At 60.8% G+C, this 16307-nt stretch carries 16 protein-coding genes; 9 read left to right on the top strand and 7 right to left on the bottom strand.

Annotated features, from left to right (window positions below):
* The first annotated feature begins 146 nt into the window (after window positions 1-146).
* Entirely contained in the window at window positions 147-914 is a 768-nt protein-coding gene (locus B7Y89_RS07140) for a HesA/MoeB/ThiF family protein (RefSeq protein WP_292937108.1), read from the top strand.
* Between the two features lie 387 nt (window positions 915-1301).
* On the opposite strand, the gene B7Y89_RS07135 is transcribed toward B7Y89_RS07140, so the two are convergent.
* Window positions 1302-2015 (bottom strand): NAD-dependent deacylase, encoded by a 714-nt coding sequence (locus B7Y89_RS07135; RefSeq protein WP_292937106.1) that lies wholly within the window; start codon window positions 2013-2015, stop codon window positions 1302-1304.
* A 35-nt stretch (window positions 2016-2050) separates the two neighbouring features.
* Between B7Y89_RS07135 and dapB the strand changes: the two genes are divergently transcribed.
* The 3 genes from dapB to B7Y89_RS07120 are packed head-to-tail and all read left to right on the top strand — an operon-like array spanning window position 2051 to window position 3895.
* On the top strand, window positions 2051-2791 hold the full coding sequence (gene dapB, locus B7Y89_RS07130) for a 4-hydroxy-tetrahydrodipicolinate reductase (RefSeq protein ID WP_292937104.1): 741 nt from the start codon (window positions 2051-2053) through the stop codon (window positions 2789-2791).
* Window position 2792: 1 nt separating this feature from the next.
* Window positions 2793-3494 carry an endonuclease III gene (gene nth, locus B7Y89_RS07125; RefSeq protein WP_292937102.1) on the top strand — a complete coding sequence of 234 codons (702 nt, stop codon included), beginning with the start codon at window positions 2793-2795 and terminating at the stop codon, window positions 3492-3494.
* Complete coding sequence (locus B7Y89_RS07120) at window positions 3491-3895, top strand: hypothetical protein (RefSeq protein ID WP_292937100.1); 405 nt, start codon at window positions 3491-3493, stop codon at window positions 3893-3895. Before nth ends, B7Y89_RS07120 begins: the two co-directional genes overlap by 4 nt.
* A gap of 3 nt (window positions 3896-3898) precedes the next feature.
* On the opposite strand, the gene B7Y89_RS07115 is transcribed toward B7Y89_RS07120, so the two are convergent.
* Together B7Y89_RS07115 and aroC are read right to left on the bottom strand one after the other, a co-directional pair.
* Window positions 3899-5218: a dicarboxylate/amino acid:cation symporter gene (locus B7Y89_RS07115; protein WP_292937098.1), complete on the bottom strand. Its 1320-nt coding sequence runs from the start codon at window positions 5216-5218 to the stop codon at window positions 3899-3901.
* A gap of 248 nt (window positions 5219-5466) precedes the next feature.
* Entirely contained in the window at window positions 5467-6534 is a 1068-nt protein-coding gene (aroC, locus tag B7Y89_RS07110; protein WP_292937096.1) for a chorismate synthase, read from the bottom strand.
* A 72-nt stretch (window positions 6535-6606) separates the two neighbouring features.
* On the opposite strand from aroC, the gene B7Y89_RS07105 reads away from it, so the two are divergent.
* The 3 genes from B7Y89_RS07105 to B7Y89_RS07095 all read left to right on the top strand — a co-directional run bounded on the left by B7Y89_RS07105 (window position 6607) and on the right by B7Y89_RS07095 (window position 8558).
* A complete protein-coding gene (locus B7Y89_RS07105) occupies window positions 6607-6918 on the top strand; it encodes an antibiotic biosynthesis monooxygenase (protein WP_292937258.1) in 312 nt (103 codons plus the stop codon).
* A 267-nt stretch (window positions 6919-7185) separates the two neighbouring features.
* On the top strand, window positions 7186-7533 hold the full coding sequence (locus tag B7Y89_RS07100) for an arsenate reductase (RefSeq protein WP_292937094.1): 348 nt from the start codon (window positions 7186-7188) through the stop codon (window positions 7531-7533).
* On the top strand, window positions 7530-8558 hold the full coding sequence (locus B7Y89_RS07095) for a glycerophosphodiester phosphodiesterase (RefSeq protein WP_292937092.1): 1029 nt from the start codon (window positions 7530-7532) through the stop codon (window positions 8556-8558). Before B7Y89_RS07100 ends, B7Y89_RS07095 begins: the two co-directional genes overlap by 4 nt.
* Here B7Y89_RS07095 and B7Y89_RS07090 read toward each other — a convergent pair.
* Window positions 8555-8806, bottom strand: coding sequence for a hypothetical protein (locus B7Y89_RS07090; protein WP_292937090.1), 252 nt, complete (start codon window positions 8804-8806; stop codon window positions 8555-8557). The genes B7Y89_RS07095 and B7Y89_RS07090 overlap by 4 nt on opposite strands.
* Before the next feature lie 2 nt (window positions 8807-8808).
* On the bottom strand, window positions 8809-11340 hold the full coding sequence (gyrB, locus tag B7Y89_RS07085) for a DNA topoisomerase (ATP-hydrolyzing) subunit B (protein WP_292937256.1): 2532 nt from the start codon (window positions 11338-11340) through the stop codon (window positions 8809-8811).
* 150 nt (window positions 11341-11490) lie between these two features.
* Between gyrB and B7Y89_RS07080 the strand changes: the two genes are divergently transcribed.
* Complete coding sequence (locus B7Y89_RS07080; protein ID WP_292937088.1) at window positions 11491-12921, top strand: M20/M25/M40 family metallo-hydrolase; 1431 nt, start codon at window positions 11491-11493, stop codon at window positions 12919-12921.
* 230 nt (window positions 12922-13151) lie between these two features.
* Window positions 13152-13709: an HNH endonuclease gene (locus tag B7Y89_RS07075; RefSeq protein ID WP_292937254.1), complete on the top strand. Its 558-nt coding sequence runs from the start codon at window positions 13152-13154 to the stop codon at window positions 13707-13709.
* Window positions 13710-14448: 739 nt separating this feature from the next.
* Here the strand turns inward: B7Y89_RS07075 and B7Y89_RS07070 are convergent.
* On the bottom strand, window positions 14449-14958 hold the full coding sequence (locus B7Y89_RS07070; RefSeq protein ID WP_292937086.1) for an STM3941 family protein: 510 nt from the start codon (window positions 14956-14958) through the stop codon (window positions 14449-14451).
* Between the two features lie 113 nt (window positions 14959-15071).
* Entirely contained in the window at window positions 15072-16301 is a 1230-nt protein-coding gene (locus tag B7Y89_RS07065) for an MFS transporter (protein ID WP_292937084.1), read from the bottom strand.
* Window positions 16302-16307: the final 6 nt, after the last annotated feature.

The following is a 16307-nucleotide window of genomic DNA, read 5'->3' as shown; positions in this document are numbered from 1 at the left end:
CGCGCAGAGACGCGGAGAAGAAGTTGAGACGCGGAGAGATGTTGCCCTTGCGGCCCCGCACAACCTCTCTGCGTCTCTTCTTCTTCTTCTCTGCGCCTCTGCGTGAACCCCTTCCTCTTTCTACCCGCAGCCCCTAACTGCCCATTATGAATCCAGACCGCCTAAACCGCTTCGCCCGCCATATCGTCCTGCCCGAAGTGGGCGCGGTGGGGCAGGCGAGGCTGGCGGCCAGCCATATCGTGCTTGTGGGCATGGGCGGGATCGGTTCGCCTGCGCTGCAATACCTTGCCGGAGCAGGCATTGGCCGCCTGACCCTCATCGACGATGACGTGGTCGAGGCGAGCAATCTCCAACGCCAGACGATCTATACCGAGGCCGATATCGGCCAGCACAAGGCCACCGCTGCCGCAGCATGGGCCGCGCGGTTTGATCCGGCTTTGACGGTCACGCCTCACATCGTTCGCATCACCCGTGCCAATGCCGCCAGCCTGATTGCGGGCGCGAACGTTGTGCTGGACGGTTGCGACAACTTCGCCACGCGGCTGACGGTTTCGGACGCTTGTGTGGCGGCAGGCATACCGCTGACCTCTGCTGCACTGGGCCGGTTTCAGGGGCAAGTGGCCAACTTTGCCGGACACCGCGCGGGCCATGCCTGCTATCGCTGCTTTGTCGGCGATGCTTTTGATGCCGAGGACTGCGATACTTGCGCCGATATGGGTGTGCTGGGCGCAATGGTCGGCATGGTGGGCGCGTTCGGAGCGATGGCCGCGATGCGTGTGCTGCTGGAAGGCGTCAGCACGCTGGGCGATCCGCAATGGGGCCAGTTGCATGTGCTTGATGGTCTCAAGCCGGGGTTGCGCACGATGCGGATTGCGAAGGATGCGAAATGCGGGGGATGTGGCGAGGCTTCGTAAAAGGGTTCGCGCAGAGTTCGCCGTGGACGCAGAGAGGTTGGGTTTGACGGCGAAGCTGTATTTTAAAGCTGACCAAGCCGTATCGTGCATGGTCGGATTTTTGGACGGCCTTGCGGCCAGAATCACCCCTCTGCGTCTCCACTTCTTCTCTGCGCCTCTGCGTGAACCCCTTTAAACTTTTGCGGAATGGTCCAGCTCTCCATTCAAACCGACGGTTCTTGTCGAGAGATGGATGCTGAAACGAGTTCAGCATGACGGGGTTTTGGAAGGGGATAGTTGGCAAACACATTCAGGGAGACGAACGCCTGAATAATTTTGCGACGCTGCCTCAGTGCTCTCTTGTCCCTGCGCTCTTTGCGATCTCTGCGCGAACCGACTTTCCTAGCTTCAAGAACCAAGCAATTCATCAACCCAAGCGGGCACGATCTCGCTGGCTGGCCCCAGCCGCGTTTCGTGGAACCACGCCGAACCTTTGCTGCGTTCGAGGTTCAATTCCAGCGTTTGCGCGCCCAGATCGCGCGCGCGGCGCACTAGCCCGCCTGCAGGGTAAACCGCGCCCGAAGTGCCGATGGATACGAACAGGTCTGCGCCCGACAGCGCGCTGTAAATGTCATCCATGCGGTAAGGCGTTTCGCCGAACCAAACGATATCGGGCCGCAGTTCCGGTTCTTCGCACGATGGGCAGGGCGGGCGGTGAATCAGCGGGCCGGTCCAGCGATGGCGGGCGTCACAGGCGCGGCACCATGCGTTCAGGTGTTCGCCATGCATGTGCAGGACGTTCAGCGCGCCGCCCCGCTCGTGCAGATCATCGACGTTTTGCGTGACGATCAGGACTTCGCCGCCAGTGCGTTTGGGCCATTCGCGGTCCAAACGGGCCAGCGCGACATGGGCGGGGTTGGGCAGTTTGGTCTGGATCGCCTCACGCCGCATATCGTAAAACCGCAGGACAAGGTCGGGATCGCGGGCGAAGGCTTCGGGCGTGGCCACGTCCTCAACGCGGTGCTGCTCCCAAAGGCCCCCTTCACTGCGGAAGGTATCAATGCCCGATTCGGCGGAAATTCCCGCTCCGGTGAGGATGACGATATTGCGCAGGTGTTGCATCGGGACCATGAAGCACAGCGACCAAGGGGCAGGCAATGACCAAAGACGTAACACGAATCGGAATTATCGGCAGCGCCGGACGAATGGGCAATGCGTTGCAGGCTGCCATTGTTGCAGCAGGGCATGACTTTGCCGGCGGGATTGACAAGGGCGGTGATCCGCTTGCGCTGGCCAAGGCGTGCGATGTGCTGGTGGATTTCTCGGCGCCTGCCGCGCTGGAGTTCAATCTGGATGCGGCGATCCATGCGGGCATTCCGATCGTGATCGGCACCACCGGCCTTGAAGAGCGCCACCATTGGCTGGTCGATGCTGCTGCGGTCAGCATTCCCGTGCTGCAAACCGGCAATACTTCGCTGGGCGTCACGCTGCTTTCGCACTTGGTGAAAGAGGCGGCGCAGCGGCTGGGTGAGGATTGGGACATCGAAATTGTCGAAACGCATCACCGCATGAAAGTGGATGCGCCATCGGGCACGGCACTGCTGCTGGGCGAGGCTGCGGCCAAGGGGCGCGGAGTGCATCTGGCAGACGAAGCCGTGCGCGGGCGCGATGGCATCACCGGCGCGCGGGTTGCGGGCACCATCGGCTTTGCTGCCTTGCGTGGTGGCAGCGTGGCGGGCGATCATTCGGTGCATTTTCTGGCCGACAATGAACGCCTGACCTTCTCGCACCTTGCGGAAAATCGCGGCATCTTTGCCAAGGGCGCGGTCCGCGCGGCGGAATGGCTGCTGGACAGGCAAGCGGGCCGCTATACCATGCAGGACGTTCTGGGGCTGTGACATGAAGAAGGCGGACGTCTTCGAATTCTTCCGCCGCTTGGCCGAGGCGAATCCCGCGCCTGACACCGAGCTGGAATATGGCAATGTCTACCAGCTTCTGGTGGCGGTGACGCTGTCGGCACAGGCGACCGACGTTGGTGTGAACAAGGCGACGCGCAAGCTGTTTGCGCAAGTGAAGACGCCGCAGGATATGCTCGATCTGGGCGAGGATGGCCTGAAATCGCATATCAAGACCATCGGCCTGTTCAATGCCAAAGCCAAAAACGTGATGGCCATGGCCGAAATTCTGGTGCGCGAACATGGCGGCGAGGTTCCGGCGGACCGTGATGCCTTGACCGCGCTGCCCGGCGTGGGGCGCAAGACCGCCAATGTCGTGATGAATTGCGCGTTCGGGGCAGAGACGTTCGCGGTCGATACGCACATATTCCGCGTCGGCAACCGCACCGGCCTTGCCAAAGGCAAAACCGTGCTGGCGGTGGAGAAGGGGTTGGAAAAGCATGTGCCCCAACCCTTCCGCGTCGGCGCGCATCACTGGCTGATCCTGCATGGACGCTATATCTGCAAAGCGCGCACGCCCGAATGCTGGCACTGCGGGCTGGTTGACCTTTGCGCGTTTAAGGCCAAAGTTCTGGAGAAGGGGGCCAAACCGGCTGCGGTGGCAAAGAAACCGCGCGCAGCCATAAAGCAGGAGAGCATGACATGAAGCGCATGACCTTACCCCTCATCATCGCCGCCGCGTTGACCGGATGTGCCGCGCAAGGTGGCGAACGCCAAGGCAACAATGGGCACAGCAAGGATACGCCAGCGGTGAAAGTGGTGGGCGAGCCGGTCAACTGCTTGCCGATCCAGTCAATCCGCGAAAGCCGCGTGCGTGATGACTGGACCATCGATTTCCGCACGAATAACAACCGCTGGTATCGCAACACCCTGCCCAACCGCTGCAATGGCCTCGGTTTTGAGCGCGCGTTTTCCTATGCAACCTCGCTTACCCAGGTGTGCAATGTCGATATTATCACGGTCATTGCCAACACCGGCGGTCCCGGCCCGATCAACCGTGGATCGTGCGGATTGGGCCAGTTTACGCCGGTTGAACTGGTGAAGTAAGCCTCAATTCTCGAAATTCACCGGATCGAGGTTCAGCCCTGCCCGCCCGTCTGCGGCGGTATGGGCAGGGGCGTGGGGCGGTTCGGCATCGGGGTCCAGCGGCGGCTGAAGCATGCCTTCCCACTTGGTGATGACCGACGTGGCCACCGCATTGCCCACCACGTTGGTCGCGCTGCGGCCCATATCGAGGAAGTGATCGACACCCAGCACCAGTGCGATGCCTTCAACCGGCAGGCCGAACTGGTTGAGCGTTGCGGCAATCACCACAAGGCTGGCACGCGGCACACCAGCAATGCCCTTGGACGTGACCATCAACGTCAGCAGCATCACGATCTGGCTGGAAATGGGCAAGTCGATGCCATAGGCCTGCGCGATGAACAGCGCGGCAAAGCTGGTGTAGATCATCGACCCGTCAAGGTTGAAGCTGTAGCCCAGCGGCAGGACGAAGCCCGATATGCGGCGCGGCACACCGAAGCGGTCCAACTGTTCGAACAACTTGGGCAGCGCGGCTTCGGAACTGGCGGTGGAATAGGCCAGCAGCAGCGGTTCGCGGATATAGCGGATCAGCGTGAAGATGCGCCCGCGCAGGAAGATTGCGCCCGCGCCGAGCAGGATCACCCACAGGATCAGCATGGCCAGATAGAACGAGCCGACCAGTTTGCCGTAAGTCACGATGATGCCAAGCCCGCGCAGCGCGATGACTGACGAAATTGCGCCAAACACAGCGAACGGGGCAAAGCGCATGACATAGCCGGTGACGGTCAGCATCACTTGCGCCAAAGCCTCGGCCCCGCGCACCAGCGGCGCACCCTTTTCGCCCACAGCAGAGAGGGCAAGCCCCGCAAACAGCGAGAATACCAGCACTTGCAGGATATCGTTCTTGGCCATCGCCTCGATCGGGCTGGCGGGGAAGACGGACAGCACAAAGTGGCGGAAGGTAAAATCGCCCGTGGCCAGTTCGCCCAGATCGCCGGTGGGGGTCAATTCAAGGCCGACACCGGGCTTGAGCAGGTTGACCATGATCAGGCCCAGCGTGATCGACACGAAGCTGAAAGTGACGAACCACGCCAGCGAACGCCCGCCGATCCGGCCCAATGCCGCGCTATCGCCCATGCTGGCAATGCCGGTGACGATGGTGGCCAGAACCAGTGGCGCGACGATCATCTTGATCAGCCGCAGGAATACATCGGGCAGCAGTTTCAGCGTATCGGCGGTGAACGCCAGTGTCTCGTCGCCCTTGGCATAGCTGGTGTTGAGCGCGTAACCGACGATGATGCCCAGCACCATGCCGATCAGAATGTACAATGTCAGGCGCTTGGCCAAAGGAATGCTCCCGCAAGAATGTTGCGGCTGAGACTAACGACCTTTCACGCGAAACCCAAGCGCTTCAAAGCATCCTAATTGCGCAAGGCGATTCTTCGCTTCGGATTTCCAAATCCACACCCCCGTCATGCTGAACTTGTTTCAGCATCCATCTCTCACCACAAGCCGCAGTTCGCGTGGATAGATGGACCCTGAAACAAGTTCAGGGTGACGAATTGGGAACAGCGGTGAGTGAAGGGTCTGCCGGCCTATCCACACTGCGCGCGGTGGAGCAGCTTCTGATCCGCCAGCACCAGCGCCATCATCGCTTCGACCACCGGCACCCCGCGAATCCCCACGCATGGATCGTGGCGGCCTTTGGTGAACAGTTCGGTTGCCTCGCCCTCGCGGGTGATCGTGGGCATGGGGGTGAGGATCGAGGATGTCGGCTTGAACGCCACGCGCACCAGCACCGGCTGTCCGGTGGAGATGCCGCCCGCGACCCCGCCTGCATGGTTGGCGGTAAATTCTGGCGCGCCCTGTCCGGGCCGCATCGGATCGGCATTGCCCTCGCCGGTATTGGCCGCCGCGGCAAAGCCGTCGCCGATTTCCACGCCCTTCACCGCGTTGATGCCCATCATTGCGTGGGCCAATTCGGCATCGAGCTTGGCATAGAGCGGTGCGCCCCAGCCTGCGGGGACGCCGGTCGCCACGCATTCTACTACCGCGCCCAGCGATGATCCCGATTTGCGCGCATCATCCACCAGCTTTTCCCAGCGGGCAGCGGCCTGCGCGTCAGGGCAGAAGAACGGGTTATTGCCGATTTCGGCGGCGTCAAAGTTTGCCATATCAATGGCATCGCCGCCAATCGCGCTGACATAGCCGAGGATGGTGACTTGCGGGATCACCAGCCGCGCCACGCCGCCTGCGGCCACCCGCGCCGCCGTTTCGCGCGCCGATGATCGCCCGCCGCCGCGATAATCGCGGAAACCGTACTTGGCGTCATAGGCGTAATCGGCGTGGCCCGGGCGATAGGCCTTGGCGACATCGCCATAGTCCTTCGAACGCTGGTCCACGTTTTCAATCATCAGGCTGATCGGTGTGCCTGTGGTTTTGCCTTCAAACACGCCCGACAGGATGCGCACCTGATCAGGCTCCTGCCGCTGCGTGGTAAAGCGCGATTGGCCGGGGCGGCGCGCATCGAGGAACGGCTGGAGATCCGCTTCCGAAATCGCAAGGCCGGGAGGGCAGCCATCAACCACGGCGCCCAGCGCCGGCCCGTGGCTTTCGCCCCAGGTGGTGAAACGGAATACGTGACCAAAACTGTTCAGGCTCATGGGCGCGCAATGTCGCACTTGGCCGCAAAAGTCCACCTTTCGGCGAACGGGAACGCGCGCTATCTCTGCGCCATGTACCTCGTCGTTTTCCGCAACCGCAAACGCGCCGATATCGATGCCGTCGCCTATGCCACTGATGCGGCACAGATGGAGACGCTGGCCCACGCGCAACCCGGCTTCCTCAGCTTCAAAAGCTACACGGCCGATGATGGCGAAGTCATCGCCCTGTCAGAATGGACGGATATGGAAGCAGCCCTTGGCTGGCGGCGCGTGGCCGAACACGCCGAAATGCAAGCCAAAGGCCGCACCGACTACTACGAAAGCTACACCCTCTACGCAGGCACCCCTTCGCGCGTGCATCACTTCAACAGGCAGACTCCATGAGCACCACGGTTTACGGCATCCCCAATTGCGAGCAATTTGGGGCGGATGTAGCGGGACACTCATGACCGCGAGGCAAATCTATAGGCGTGCAGCACTGGCGTTCATCGTGTTCGCTTTAGTGTTTTATGCAGGCGAAAACTTCAGTGGCGAGATTTCAAAAAGTCCGCTTGCGACAAACATACTGTTGGTTGTCGCTGCAGTGAGTGGCCTAGCGTTAGCTTTTTACCTGCCTCGCTCGATCAGATTGTGGCTTCGAAAGAAAAAGAAATGACACTTACCCTTTACGGCATCCCTAACTGCGACACCGTCAAGAAGGCGCGCACCTGGCTCGATGCCAACGGCCTTGCCTGCACGTTCCATGATTACAAAAAGCAGGGTGCAGACCCCGTCAAAATCGCGGGCTGGATCGAGCAGGCGGGCCTCGACAAAGTGGTGAACCGTGCAGGCACGACCTATCGCAAGCTGGATGATGCGCAGAAGGCGGCGATTGCCGATGGCGGCGCTCCGGCGGTGCTGGTGGAGAATCCTTCGGTGATCAAACGCCCGATTGTCGAGTATTCCGGCGGCTTGCTGGTGGGGTTCAAGGAAGCCGATTGGGCGCAAGTGCTGTTATGATAAGCAAGTCCATCCTTGCCGCATTGGTGCTCGCCGTGATGATCCCTTCTGCCCACGCGCAAATCCTGATCGGCCATCGCGGTGCGAGCGGGGAGCGGCCCGAACATACGCTGGCGTCGTATGAGCGGGCGATTGATGCGGGTGCAGACTTTATCGAGCCGGATCTGGTGCCGACCAAGGATGGTGTGCTGGTGGCGCGACACGAAAACGAGATTTCGGGCACGACCGATGTGGCCGATCACCCCGAATTTGCCAGCCGCCGCCGCACCCATGTGATCGATGGTGAGACCATGACCGGCTGGTTCACCGAAGATTTCACGCTGGCCGAACTGCGCACATTGCGCGCCAAAGAACGCCTGCCCAAGCTGCGGCCTGCCAACATGCGGTTTGACGGGCTTTATCAGGTGCCGACGTTCGCCGAAGTGCTGGCCTTGGTCAAAGCCAAGGAGGCCGAGACGGGCCGCCGCATCGGCATTTACCCCGAGATCAAGCACCCCGGATGGTTCACCGCGCAAGGCATTGATACGGCCTCAATGCTGCTGACGATGCTGGATAAAGCGGGCTATCGCGATGCCAGCGATCCGGTGTTCATCCAGAGTTTTGAAGCTGGCCCGCTTGAGGCTTTGCGCAAGCGCACCAAGGTGCGACTGGTGCAGTTGATGTCAGCTGAGGGTGGCCCGCCTGATCGCCCGAACACGACATATGCCGCGATGGCAAAGCCTGCTGGCCTGAAAGCGCTGGCGGCCCATGTCGATGCGATTGGCGTCGAGGCGACGATGGTGGTGAATGCGCAGCTTCAGCCGACTGGCCTTGTCGCCATGGCCCATGCTGCGGGTCTTAAGGTGCACACGTGGACCTTGCGTTGCGAAAATGCGTTTCTGCCCCCGGCATTGCGGATCGGCATCGATCCCGCCGCCCATGGCAATTGCGCTGCGGCGTGGGACGCGCTGGTGAAGGCAGGCGTTGACGGCATTTTCACCGATAACCCCGCGCAAGCCCAAGCCGCGCGCATGGCAAAGCGTTAGTTCGTCTCGCGCACCAGACGTTCGGCCAATTCGGCGATTTCCGATGGCTCCAGCAGCCATGTGCGGGTGGCGCGGCCTTCGCGGTGGATCGGTTGCGTGAGCAGGACGCGCGCGTTGGCCTGCGCTTCGGGCTTACACAGCTGGTAATGCATGGCACAGTCGCGGATCGTGCCGATGATCGGCACTTTGCCGCCAAGGTCGATCATTGTGGCGGGTTGGTCCCACGCAATGGCATCGGTATAGGCCATGATCAAACGTCCAGATTGGCCACGTTCAGCGCGTTTTCCTGAATGAATTCGCGGCGCGGTTCCACCACATCGCCCATCAGGCGGGTGAAGATTTCGTCGGTAATATCGGCGTCTTCGACCTTTACCTGCAACAGCGTGCGCACGTTGGGGTCCAGCGTGGTTTCCCAAAGCTGGTCGGCGTTCATCTCGCCAAGACCCTTGTAGCGCTGGATCGAAAGGCCCTTGCGGCCCCCGGCAAACACCGTTTCGAGCAGTTCCGAAGGCCGCGTGATCGCGTCCTTGGCTTGCGTTACGGGCGCTGCTGCCGGAATATCGCCATCGTCATCAGCCGAAACGACCACTTCGGGTTCTGCCTCTGCTGCCGTGGCTGTCTGCCGCACCAGCCGCGCAACGCCGGAATAGACATCGGCGTTTTCAGCCGCCAGCTTGGCCAGCTTGCGCGCCTCGGCGCTGATCAGGAAGCCGGGTTCGATCACGTGATGATCGGTCACGCCGCGCCATACGCGCTTGATGTGATAGCCGCCCTCTTCGGCCATTTCGACCAGCCAGCGCGCTTCGGTATCGCCACGGTCCAGCCAGCGCGTGGTGCGCGCCAAGGCTTCGGCGCGGACTTGCGTCGGCATGTCAAAATCGAGCGCGCCAGCCAGTGCCAGTGCTTCGATGATGGCGGGGTTATAACGGCGCGGCACGAAGGCCATCAGGTTGCGCATGCGCAGCGCATGTTCGACCAGATTTTCAAGGTCAGGCCCGCTGCGCGCACCGCCTGCGGTTTCCAGCACGCGGCCCGAAAGCCCGGCTTCGAGCAGATAGCGGTCCAGCGCGGCATTGTCTTTGAGGTAGACCTCGCTGCGGCCCTTGGCCACTTTGTACAGCGGCGGCTGCGCGATGAACAAGTGCCCCGCGCGGATGATGTCGGGCATCTGGCGGTGGAAGAAGGTGAGCAGCAAGGTGCGGATATGCGCGCCGTCAACGTCAGCGTCGGTCATGATCACGATCTTGTGATAGCGCAGTTTTTCAAGGTTGAATTCATCGCGGATGCCGGTGCCCATCGCCTGAATCAGCGTGCCGACTTCTTTCGATCCGATGATCCGGTCAAACCGCGCGCGCTCGACATTGAGGATCTTGCCTTTGAGCGGCAGGATCGCCTGCGTCTTGCGGTCACGGCCCTGCTTGGCGCTGCCGCCTGCGGAGTCACCCTCGACGAGGAACAGTTCGCACTTGGCAGGATCGCGTTCCTGACAATCGGCCAGCTTGCCCGGAAGGCTGGCTATGTCCATCGCGCCCTTGCGGCGGGTCAATTCACGTGCGCGCTTGGCGGCTTCGCGCGCGGCGGCGGCATCGATCACCTTCTGGATGATCGATTTGGCATGGCCGGGGTTTTCTTCCAGCCATTCCACCATCTTGTCAGCCATCAGGCTTTCCAAAGGCTGGCGCACTTCGGAAGACACCAGTTTGTCTTTGGTTTGCGATGAAAACTTCGGATCGGGCAGCTTGACCGAGACGATGGCGGTCAGGCCCTCGCGCATGTCTTCGCCGGTCAGCGAAACCTTTTCCTTCTTCAACATGCCCGACCGCTCGGCATAGCCGTTCAGCGTGCGCGTCAAGGCCGCGCGGAATGCGGCAAGGTGCGTGCCGCCATCGCGCTGCGGGATGTTGTTGGTGAAACACAGCACGTTTTCATAATAGCTGTCGTTCCATTCCAGCGCGACTTCGATGCCCACGCCATCGCGTTCTGCCGAAATCGCCACAGGATCGGGCATCAGCGCCGCCTTGTTGCGATCAAGGTACTTCACGAACGCGGCAATCCCGCCTTCGTAATAGAGATCGTGTTCCTTGATCTCCTCATGCCGTTTATCGCGCAGCAGGATGCGCACGCCCGAATTGAGGAAGGCCAGTTCGCGGTAGCGATGCTCAAGCTTGTCGAAATCAAATTCGAGCACGTTCTTGAACGTGTCGGTGCTGGCGACAAAGGTGACGCGCGTACCCTTCTTGACGCCGCCCTTGCCATTATCGGGCGCAGGCCCGCGCACGATCAGCGGTGACACCGCATCGCCGTGGGCGAACTTCATCCAATGTTCCTGGCCATCGCGCCAGATCGTCAGCTCCAGCCATTCGGACAGGGCGTTGACCACCGAAACGCCCACGCCGTGAAGGCCGCCCGACACTTTATAGGCGTTATCGTCAGACGTGTTTTCAAACTTACCGCCCGCGTGAAGCTGGGTCATGATCACTTCGGCGGCAGAAACGCCTTCCTCGGCATGAATGCCGGTGGGAATGCCGCGCCCGTTATCTTCGACCGAAACCGAGCCATCGGCGTTCAGTTCGATCAGCACAAGATCACAGTGCCCTGCCAGCGCTTCGTCAATCGCGTTGTCGGAAACCTCGAACACCATGTGGTGCAGGCCCGATCCATCGTCGGTATCGCCGATGTACATGCCGGGGCGCTTTCGAACCGCATCAAGTCCTTTGAGAACCTTGATCGAATCGGCGCCATACTCGTTGGCGTTGGGGATGTTTTCATTGGTACTGGCCATCATCTGGCCATAGGCACTTGAGGGCAAAAACCCAAGCGAATCCGGTTCGTTTTACACAGGCCGTAACATTGGCAAAAAGGCGTTTGCGCAAGAGGCTTGGCTGACGCACGATACTGGCAAGACAAGGCTTCATCGGGGACCGCCACAATCATGCGCAAACTGCTTATTTTGCTTGGCTCAACGCTGCTGACCGCAAGCCCTGCGCTGGCAGCCGAAGCTTCGCTTCGGCCTGATCAACAGGCCTATCGTGCGTTGTTGAAAGAGATGGTGGAAACCGACACCTCGATCACCACCGGCAGTTGCACGGCATTGGCAGACAAGATCGAAGGCCATTTGCGCAGCGCAGGCTTCACCAGCGCCGAATTGCACCGCTTTGCCGTGCCCGAATTTCCCAAGGAAGGCGGCATCGTTGCCATTCTTCCCGGCACCTCGAAAAAGGCCAAGCCGATCCTGCTTTTGGGCCATCTCGATGTCGTCGTCGCCAAGCGCGAGGACTGGACCCGCGATCCTTATGCCTTCATCGAAGAGGGCGGCTATTTCTACGGGCGCGGCGTGGCCGATATGAAGGCGATGGACGCGGTCTGGGTGGATATGCTGATGCGCTTCCGTAGGGAGGGGCGCAAGGCGGGCAAGGCGCCGAAGCGCACGATCAAGCTGGTGCTGACGTGCGGTGAGGAGACCAGCACCGCGTTCAACGGCGTGGACTGGCTGGCCAAGAACCGCCGCGAATTGATCGACGCCGAATTTGCCCTGAACGAAGGCGGATCGGGCCGCACCGACAAGCCGCTGGAAGACGGTGGCCGCGTCGTTGTCCAGACGATCCACGTGGGCGAAAAAACGCCGGTCAATTACCGTATCGAAGCCACCAACCCCGGCGGACACAGCTCCACTCCGGTCAAGGAAAACGCGATTTACGGATTGGCCGATGCCCTGGCGCGCCTTCGCGATTTCGATTTCCCGCTGATGCTCAACGATACGACCCGAGCCTATTTCTCGAAGGCCGGTGCTGCGCGCGCTGATGCGATGGGCAAGGCAATGGTCGCCATTGCGGCAAATCCGGCTGACGCACAGGCCGAAATGCTGCTCAACACCGACCGCGCATTCCATTCGATGCTGCGCACCACATGCGTTGCCACGTTGCTGGATGGTGGCCACGCCAACAACGCGCTGCCACAGCGGGCCGGGGCCAATATCAATTGCCGCATCTTCCCCGGCATTCTGGCCGAAGATGTGCGCAAAACGCTGGAAACGGTTGTTGCCGACCCGAAAATGACTGTTGTCCGCACCGACAATCGCGGGCCGGATGCCAAAGCGCCTCCGCTCAATCCTGCGATCATCGGCCCTGCGGAAAAGCTGGTCGCCAAATACTACCCCGGTGTGCCGTTTGTGCCGGTCATGTCCACCGGCGCTACCGATGGCGTGTTCCTCTCCGCCGTCGGCATCCCCAGCTATGGCCCTCCCGGCTTCTTCGGCAACCCTGATGGCAATGGCGTTCACGGGCTGAATGAACGGGTGTCGATCCAGTCGGTGTTTACGGGGCGCAATCTGCTGACCGATTTGGTGACTGCCTACGCCTTTTGATCAGGTTGTGGAAATTGCCCGCCGTTCCCTCTTGACGGAAGGGGGGCGGCGGTGTTCCTTGTGCCCATGCGTAACACAGAAGTCATGCGGCTCAGCCATGACTGTCCTTGCCGGGGCCATCACGCCCCGATGTGCAGGGACCGGAACGGGACGTGCTTCATAAGGCGCTGATAGAGCAGGCGGCTTCGGCCAGGCCTCACAGCGGCGATAGCGCCGCGTTTAACGACGTATTGGGCAATGACCGCCATTTGTCCAATTGCCCGGCTTTGGTGCTGAACGCTGATTACACCCCGCTCAGCTATTATCCGCTCAGCCTGTGGCCGTGGCAAACCGCGATCAAGGCGGTGTTCCTTGAACGCGTCGACATTATCGAGACGTATGACCGCGAGGTGCACAGTGCCAGCTTCGGCATGAAGCTGCCCTCGGTCATCGCGCTGCGCCAATATGTGCGGCCCAGTGAATATCCCGCCTTCACGCGGTTCAACCTGTTCCTGCGCGATGGCTTCCAGTGCCAATACTGCGGCTGCCCCGATAACCTGACCTTCGATCACATCGTGCCGCGCCGTCTGGGCGGGCGCACCTCGTGGGAAAATGTCGCGGCGGCCTGTTCGCCCTGCAACTTGCGCAAAGGCGGCCGCACGCCTGAACAAGCGCGGATGAAGCTGATGAATCGCGCCATCCGCCCCACCACCTGGCAACTGCAAGACCGCGGCCGCGCCTTCCCGCCGGGCCACTTGCACGAAACATGGCGTGATTGGCTGTATTGGGATGTTGAATTGGAGAGCTGAGGGTGGTTCCAATGGACTTTGCCCGTCCAGCAACACCCAATCCCGCCCGCAGTCCAACACCCCACCCTACGTCGGCCCGGACTTGATCCGGGCTGAGGCTCCCCTGTTTCGCGCAGAGGCCGCAAAGAAAAGCCTGACCCCGGATCAAGTCCCGGGCGACGAGAGGTGGGGCGGCAGCGTGCAAGGCTGCTGTCGCGAAGGTTGAACGGCAGAATCTGGGTGGCAAGCGAACTTAACCACAGAAATACTCTCATTCCCCTCCGTCACCCCGGGCTTGACCCTGGGTCCCGCTTTTTGTCTTCTCGCGCCATGGACAGGGAAAGGATCGGCGGCTGGGTCTATATCATGGCTGACCGCTATCGAGGCGCTATGTATGTCGGCGTCACGTCTCATCTGGCGGCGCGAATTCAAGTTCGACCTGATCGAACGCGGCAATCCGGACTGGCTGGACCTGTACGACGTGCTTGTTTGACAGGCCGCGCGAAAAACAGCGTGACCCCGGGTCAAGCCCGGGGTGACGATAAAAGGGGGGCGGCTACCCTGAACGCGTCTGGCGTTTAGCCCCTCCGGCAACCCCAATCATCAACCCCGTCATGCTGAACTTGTTTCAGCATCCATCTATCCAATCGAACCGCGGCTTGCGATGAGAAATGGATCCTGAAACAAGTTCAGGATGACGGCGGTTTTTGGGCCTTGGACGGTATGTGTTGGATGGCTGAAAGTCGGTGGAGAGCGGACGTTATTGATTAGGCCTGAACATTTCGATGGCTGACATTGCCTCATCGAACTTACGATCAGTTCCTACCAACGAAATTCCAACATCGCCGCCTGTCAGAACGCGGTTTGCACGACCTGCTAATCCTGCAAGACCCTTGCCTGGAAAGCGCGACGGATCGCGCAAATGCAGAATAAAGTGTCTGTTGCTCTTATATCGCCATTCCGTCACGTTAGTAATCTCTGACCAAGGAATGGTCTGATCGCACCACCCTGTCCAAAAGATGCCGGACTTGTTGATGCGAAGGCGCTCAGCGTTTATCCACCACGCCTTTGCGCCAAGTATGGCACATATCCCGAAGAAAACGATGGTTAGCCAACCCCAAAATTCTAACATTATTGGGCCAGCTCTGCGTGAAGCCGGGACTGGGCCGACCAATCCTGCCATCCACACTCCGCATCCAACAAAGCTGATTGAGCCTGCGATGATAAGTGCTGTGCGCCAGCGGGAAGTATGGGCAACGAAATCTTGCATGTTTCAATTTGTAAGGAACTTTAGAGCATTTCTGCAATGGTGCCGCTTCTGGAACTACGACTTTTGTCCGCAAAATGCGCACATCCGCCATCAATCCAACCACCAAAGCAGCCTCACCCCTCCCGCTTCAGCAAACTCGCGCCCTTCCAGAACAGCGCCAGCGTGATCAGCGAAATCGCGGCTGAAATCAGGATCGGCATTCCGGGTAGATTGATGATGGCATCCGGCCCGCTGAACCGCGCAAGGGCTTGGGTGTAAAGCGGTGGGCCGATGATGGCGGCGATGCTTCCGACCGATTGCACCGCGCCTTGCAATTCACCCTGGCTGCGGGCGTCCACGGCCTGGCTGTTCAGCGCGGCGATGGGGGATTGGACAAAACCTTGCAGCGAACCCACTGCAATTGCCAGATAGACCTGCCACGTCTCGCGCGCCAAAGAATAGATCACGGCCGCCACGCACAGGCCCGTAACGCCCAGCACGACCGCGCGCCGTTCTCCCAGATAGGGCAGGACCAGGCGCAGGCCGAAGCCTTGGACCACGGCGCTGGAAAAGCCCACCATCGCCAGCGCCAGCCCCACTTCGCGCACCGAAAAGTCATAGGCGGCAATCGCGAAATAGGCCCATGCCGCCGGGTACACCACGCTGACCAGTTGCCACGTGCCCAGCGCCGCCACGAACCACAGCACGGTGGGGCTTTGCCCGCGTAGCGCCCGCAATGATGATACGGCATTGGCCTTGCGCCAATTGAACGGGCGGCGGTTTTCGGGGCCGAGCGATTCCTTGAGGAACACCAGCCCGAACGCGAAGTTGGTCAGCGCCAGTGCCGAGGCCACATAGAACGGCAGGCGCGGGTTGATCGATCCCAGCAGCCCGCCCAGCGCAGGGCCGACCACAAATCCCACCCCGAACGCCAGCCCGACCATCCCGAAATTGGCTGCGCGTTTTTCGGGCGGAGAAATATCGGCAATATAGGCATAAGCCGCTGAAAAGCTGGCGCCGGTTACGCCTGCCAGCAAACGCCCGACGATCAGCCAAGCAAAAGTGGGGGCAACGGCCTGAAGCAGATAGTCCAGCCCCAGCATCAGCACGGCGGCCAGCAGCACAGGGCGGCGGCCATAACGGTCTGACAGATTGCCCAGCACCGGCGCGAACACGAATTGCATCACGGCATAGCCAGCGCCAAGCCAGCCTGCATATTCTGCCGCCGTGCCGATATCCACGCGTGTCAGATCGATGATCAGCCCCGGCAGCACCGGCGTGACGATGCCGAAGCCGAGCATGTCGATCAGCACAATCGCAAAGACGATCCCGAACGAGGCCCTGTTTGAAGAAGTGTCGGCCATCGTTCC

The sequence above is a fragment of the Novosphingobium sp. 32-60-15 genome (assembly GCF_002280675.1).
Classification (GTDB): domain Bacteria; phylum Pseudomonadota; class Alphaproteobacteria; order Sphingomonadales; family Sphingomonadaceae; genus Novosphingobium.
Note: the sequence above shows the minus strand (reverse complement) of the source record. Positions and strands in the feature narration are given on the sequence as shown.

Excerpts from the sequence above, each read along its gene's own strand:
- B7Y89_RS07100 (WP_292937094.1), top strand. The coding sequence starts at position 7,186 with ATGACACTTACCCTTTACGGCATCCCTAACTGCGACACCGTCAAGAAG.
- B7Y89_RS07095 (WP_292937092.1), top strand. The coding sequence starts at position 7,530 with ATGATAAGCAAGTCCATCCTTGCCGCATTGGTGCTCGCCGTGATGATC.
- B7Y89_RS07065 (WP_292937084.1), bottom strand. The coding sequence starts at position 16,301 with ATGGCCGACACTTCTTCAAACAGGGCCTCGTTCGGGATCGTCTTTGCG.
- B7Y89_RS07105 (WP_292937258.1), top strand. The coding sequence starts at position 6,607 with ATGTACCTCGTCGTTTTCCGCAACCGCAAACGCGCCGATATCGATGCC.
- B7Y89_RS07140 (WP_292937108.1), top strand. The coding sequence starts at position 147 with ATGAATCCAGACCGCCTAAACCGCTTCGCCCGCCATATCGTCCTGCCC.
- B7Y89_RS07070 (WP_292937086.1), bottom strand. The coding sequence starts at position 14,958 with ATGCAAGATTTCGTTGCCCATACTTCCCGCTGGCGCACAGCACTTATC.
- B7Y89_RS07120 (WP_292937100.1), top strand. The coding sequence starts at position 3,491 with ATGAAGCGCATGACCTTACCCCTCATCATCGCCGCCGCGTTGACCGGA.
- B7Y89_RS07135 (WP_292937106.1), bottom strand. The coding sequence starts at position 2,015 with ATGCAACACCTGCGCAATATCGTCATCCTCACCGGAGCGGGAATTTCC.
- dapB (WP_292937104.1), top strand. The coding sequence starts at position 2,051 with ATGACCAAAGACGTAACACGAATCGGAATTATCGGCAGCGCCGGACGA.
- aroC (WP_292937096.1), bottom strand. The coding sequence starts at position 6,534 with ATGAGCCTGAACAGTTTTGGTCACGTATTCCGTTTCACCACCTGGGGC.
- B7Y89_RS07090 (WP_292937090.1), bottom strand. The coding sequence starts at position 8,806 with ATGGCCTATACCGATGCCATTGCGTGGGACCAACCCGCCACAATGATC.
- nth (WP_292937102.1), top strand. The coding sequence starts at position 2,793 with ATGAAGAAGGCGGACGTCTTCGAATTCTTCCGCCGCTTGGCCGAGGCG.
- B7Y89_RS07080 (WP_292937088.1), top strand. The coding sequence starts at position 11,491 with ATGCGCAAACTGCTTATTTTGCTTGGCTCAACGCTGCTGACCGCAAGC.
- gyrB (WP_292937256.1), bottom strand. The coding sequence starts at position 11,340 with ATGGCCAGTACCAATGAAAACATCCCCAACGCCAACGAGTATGGCGCC.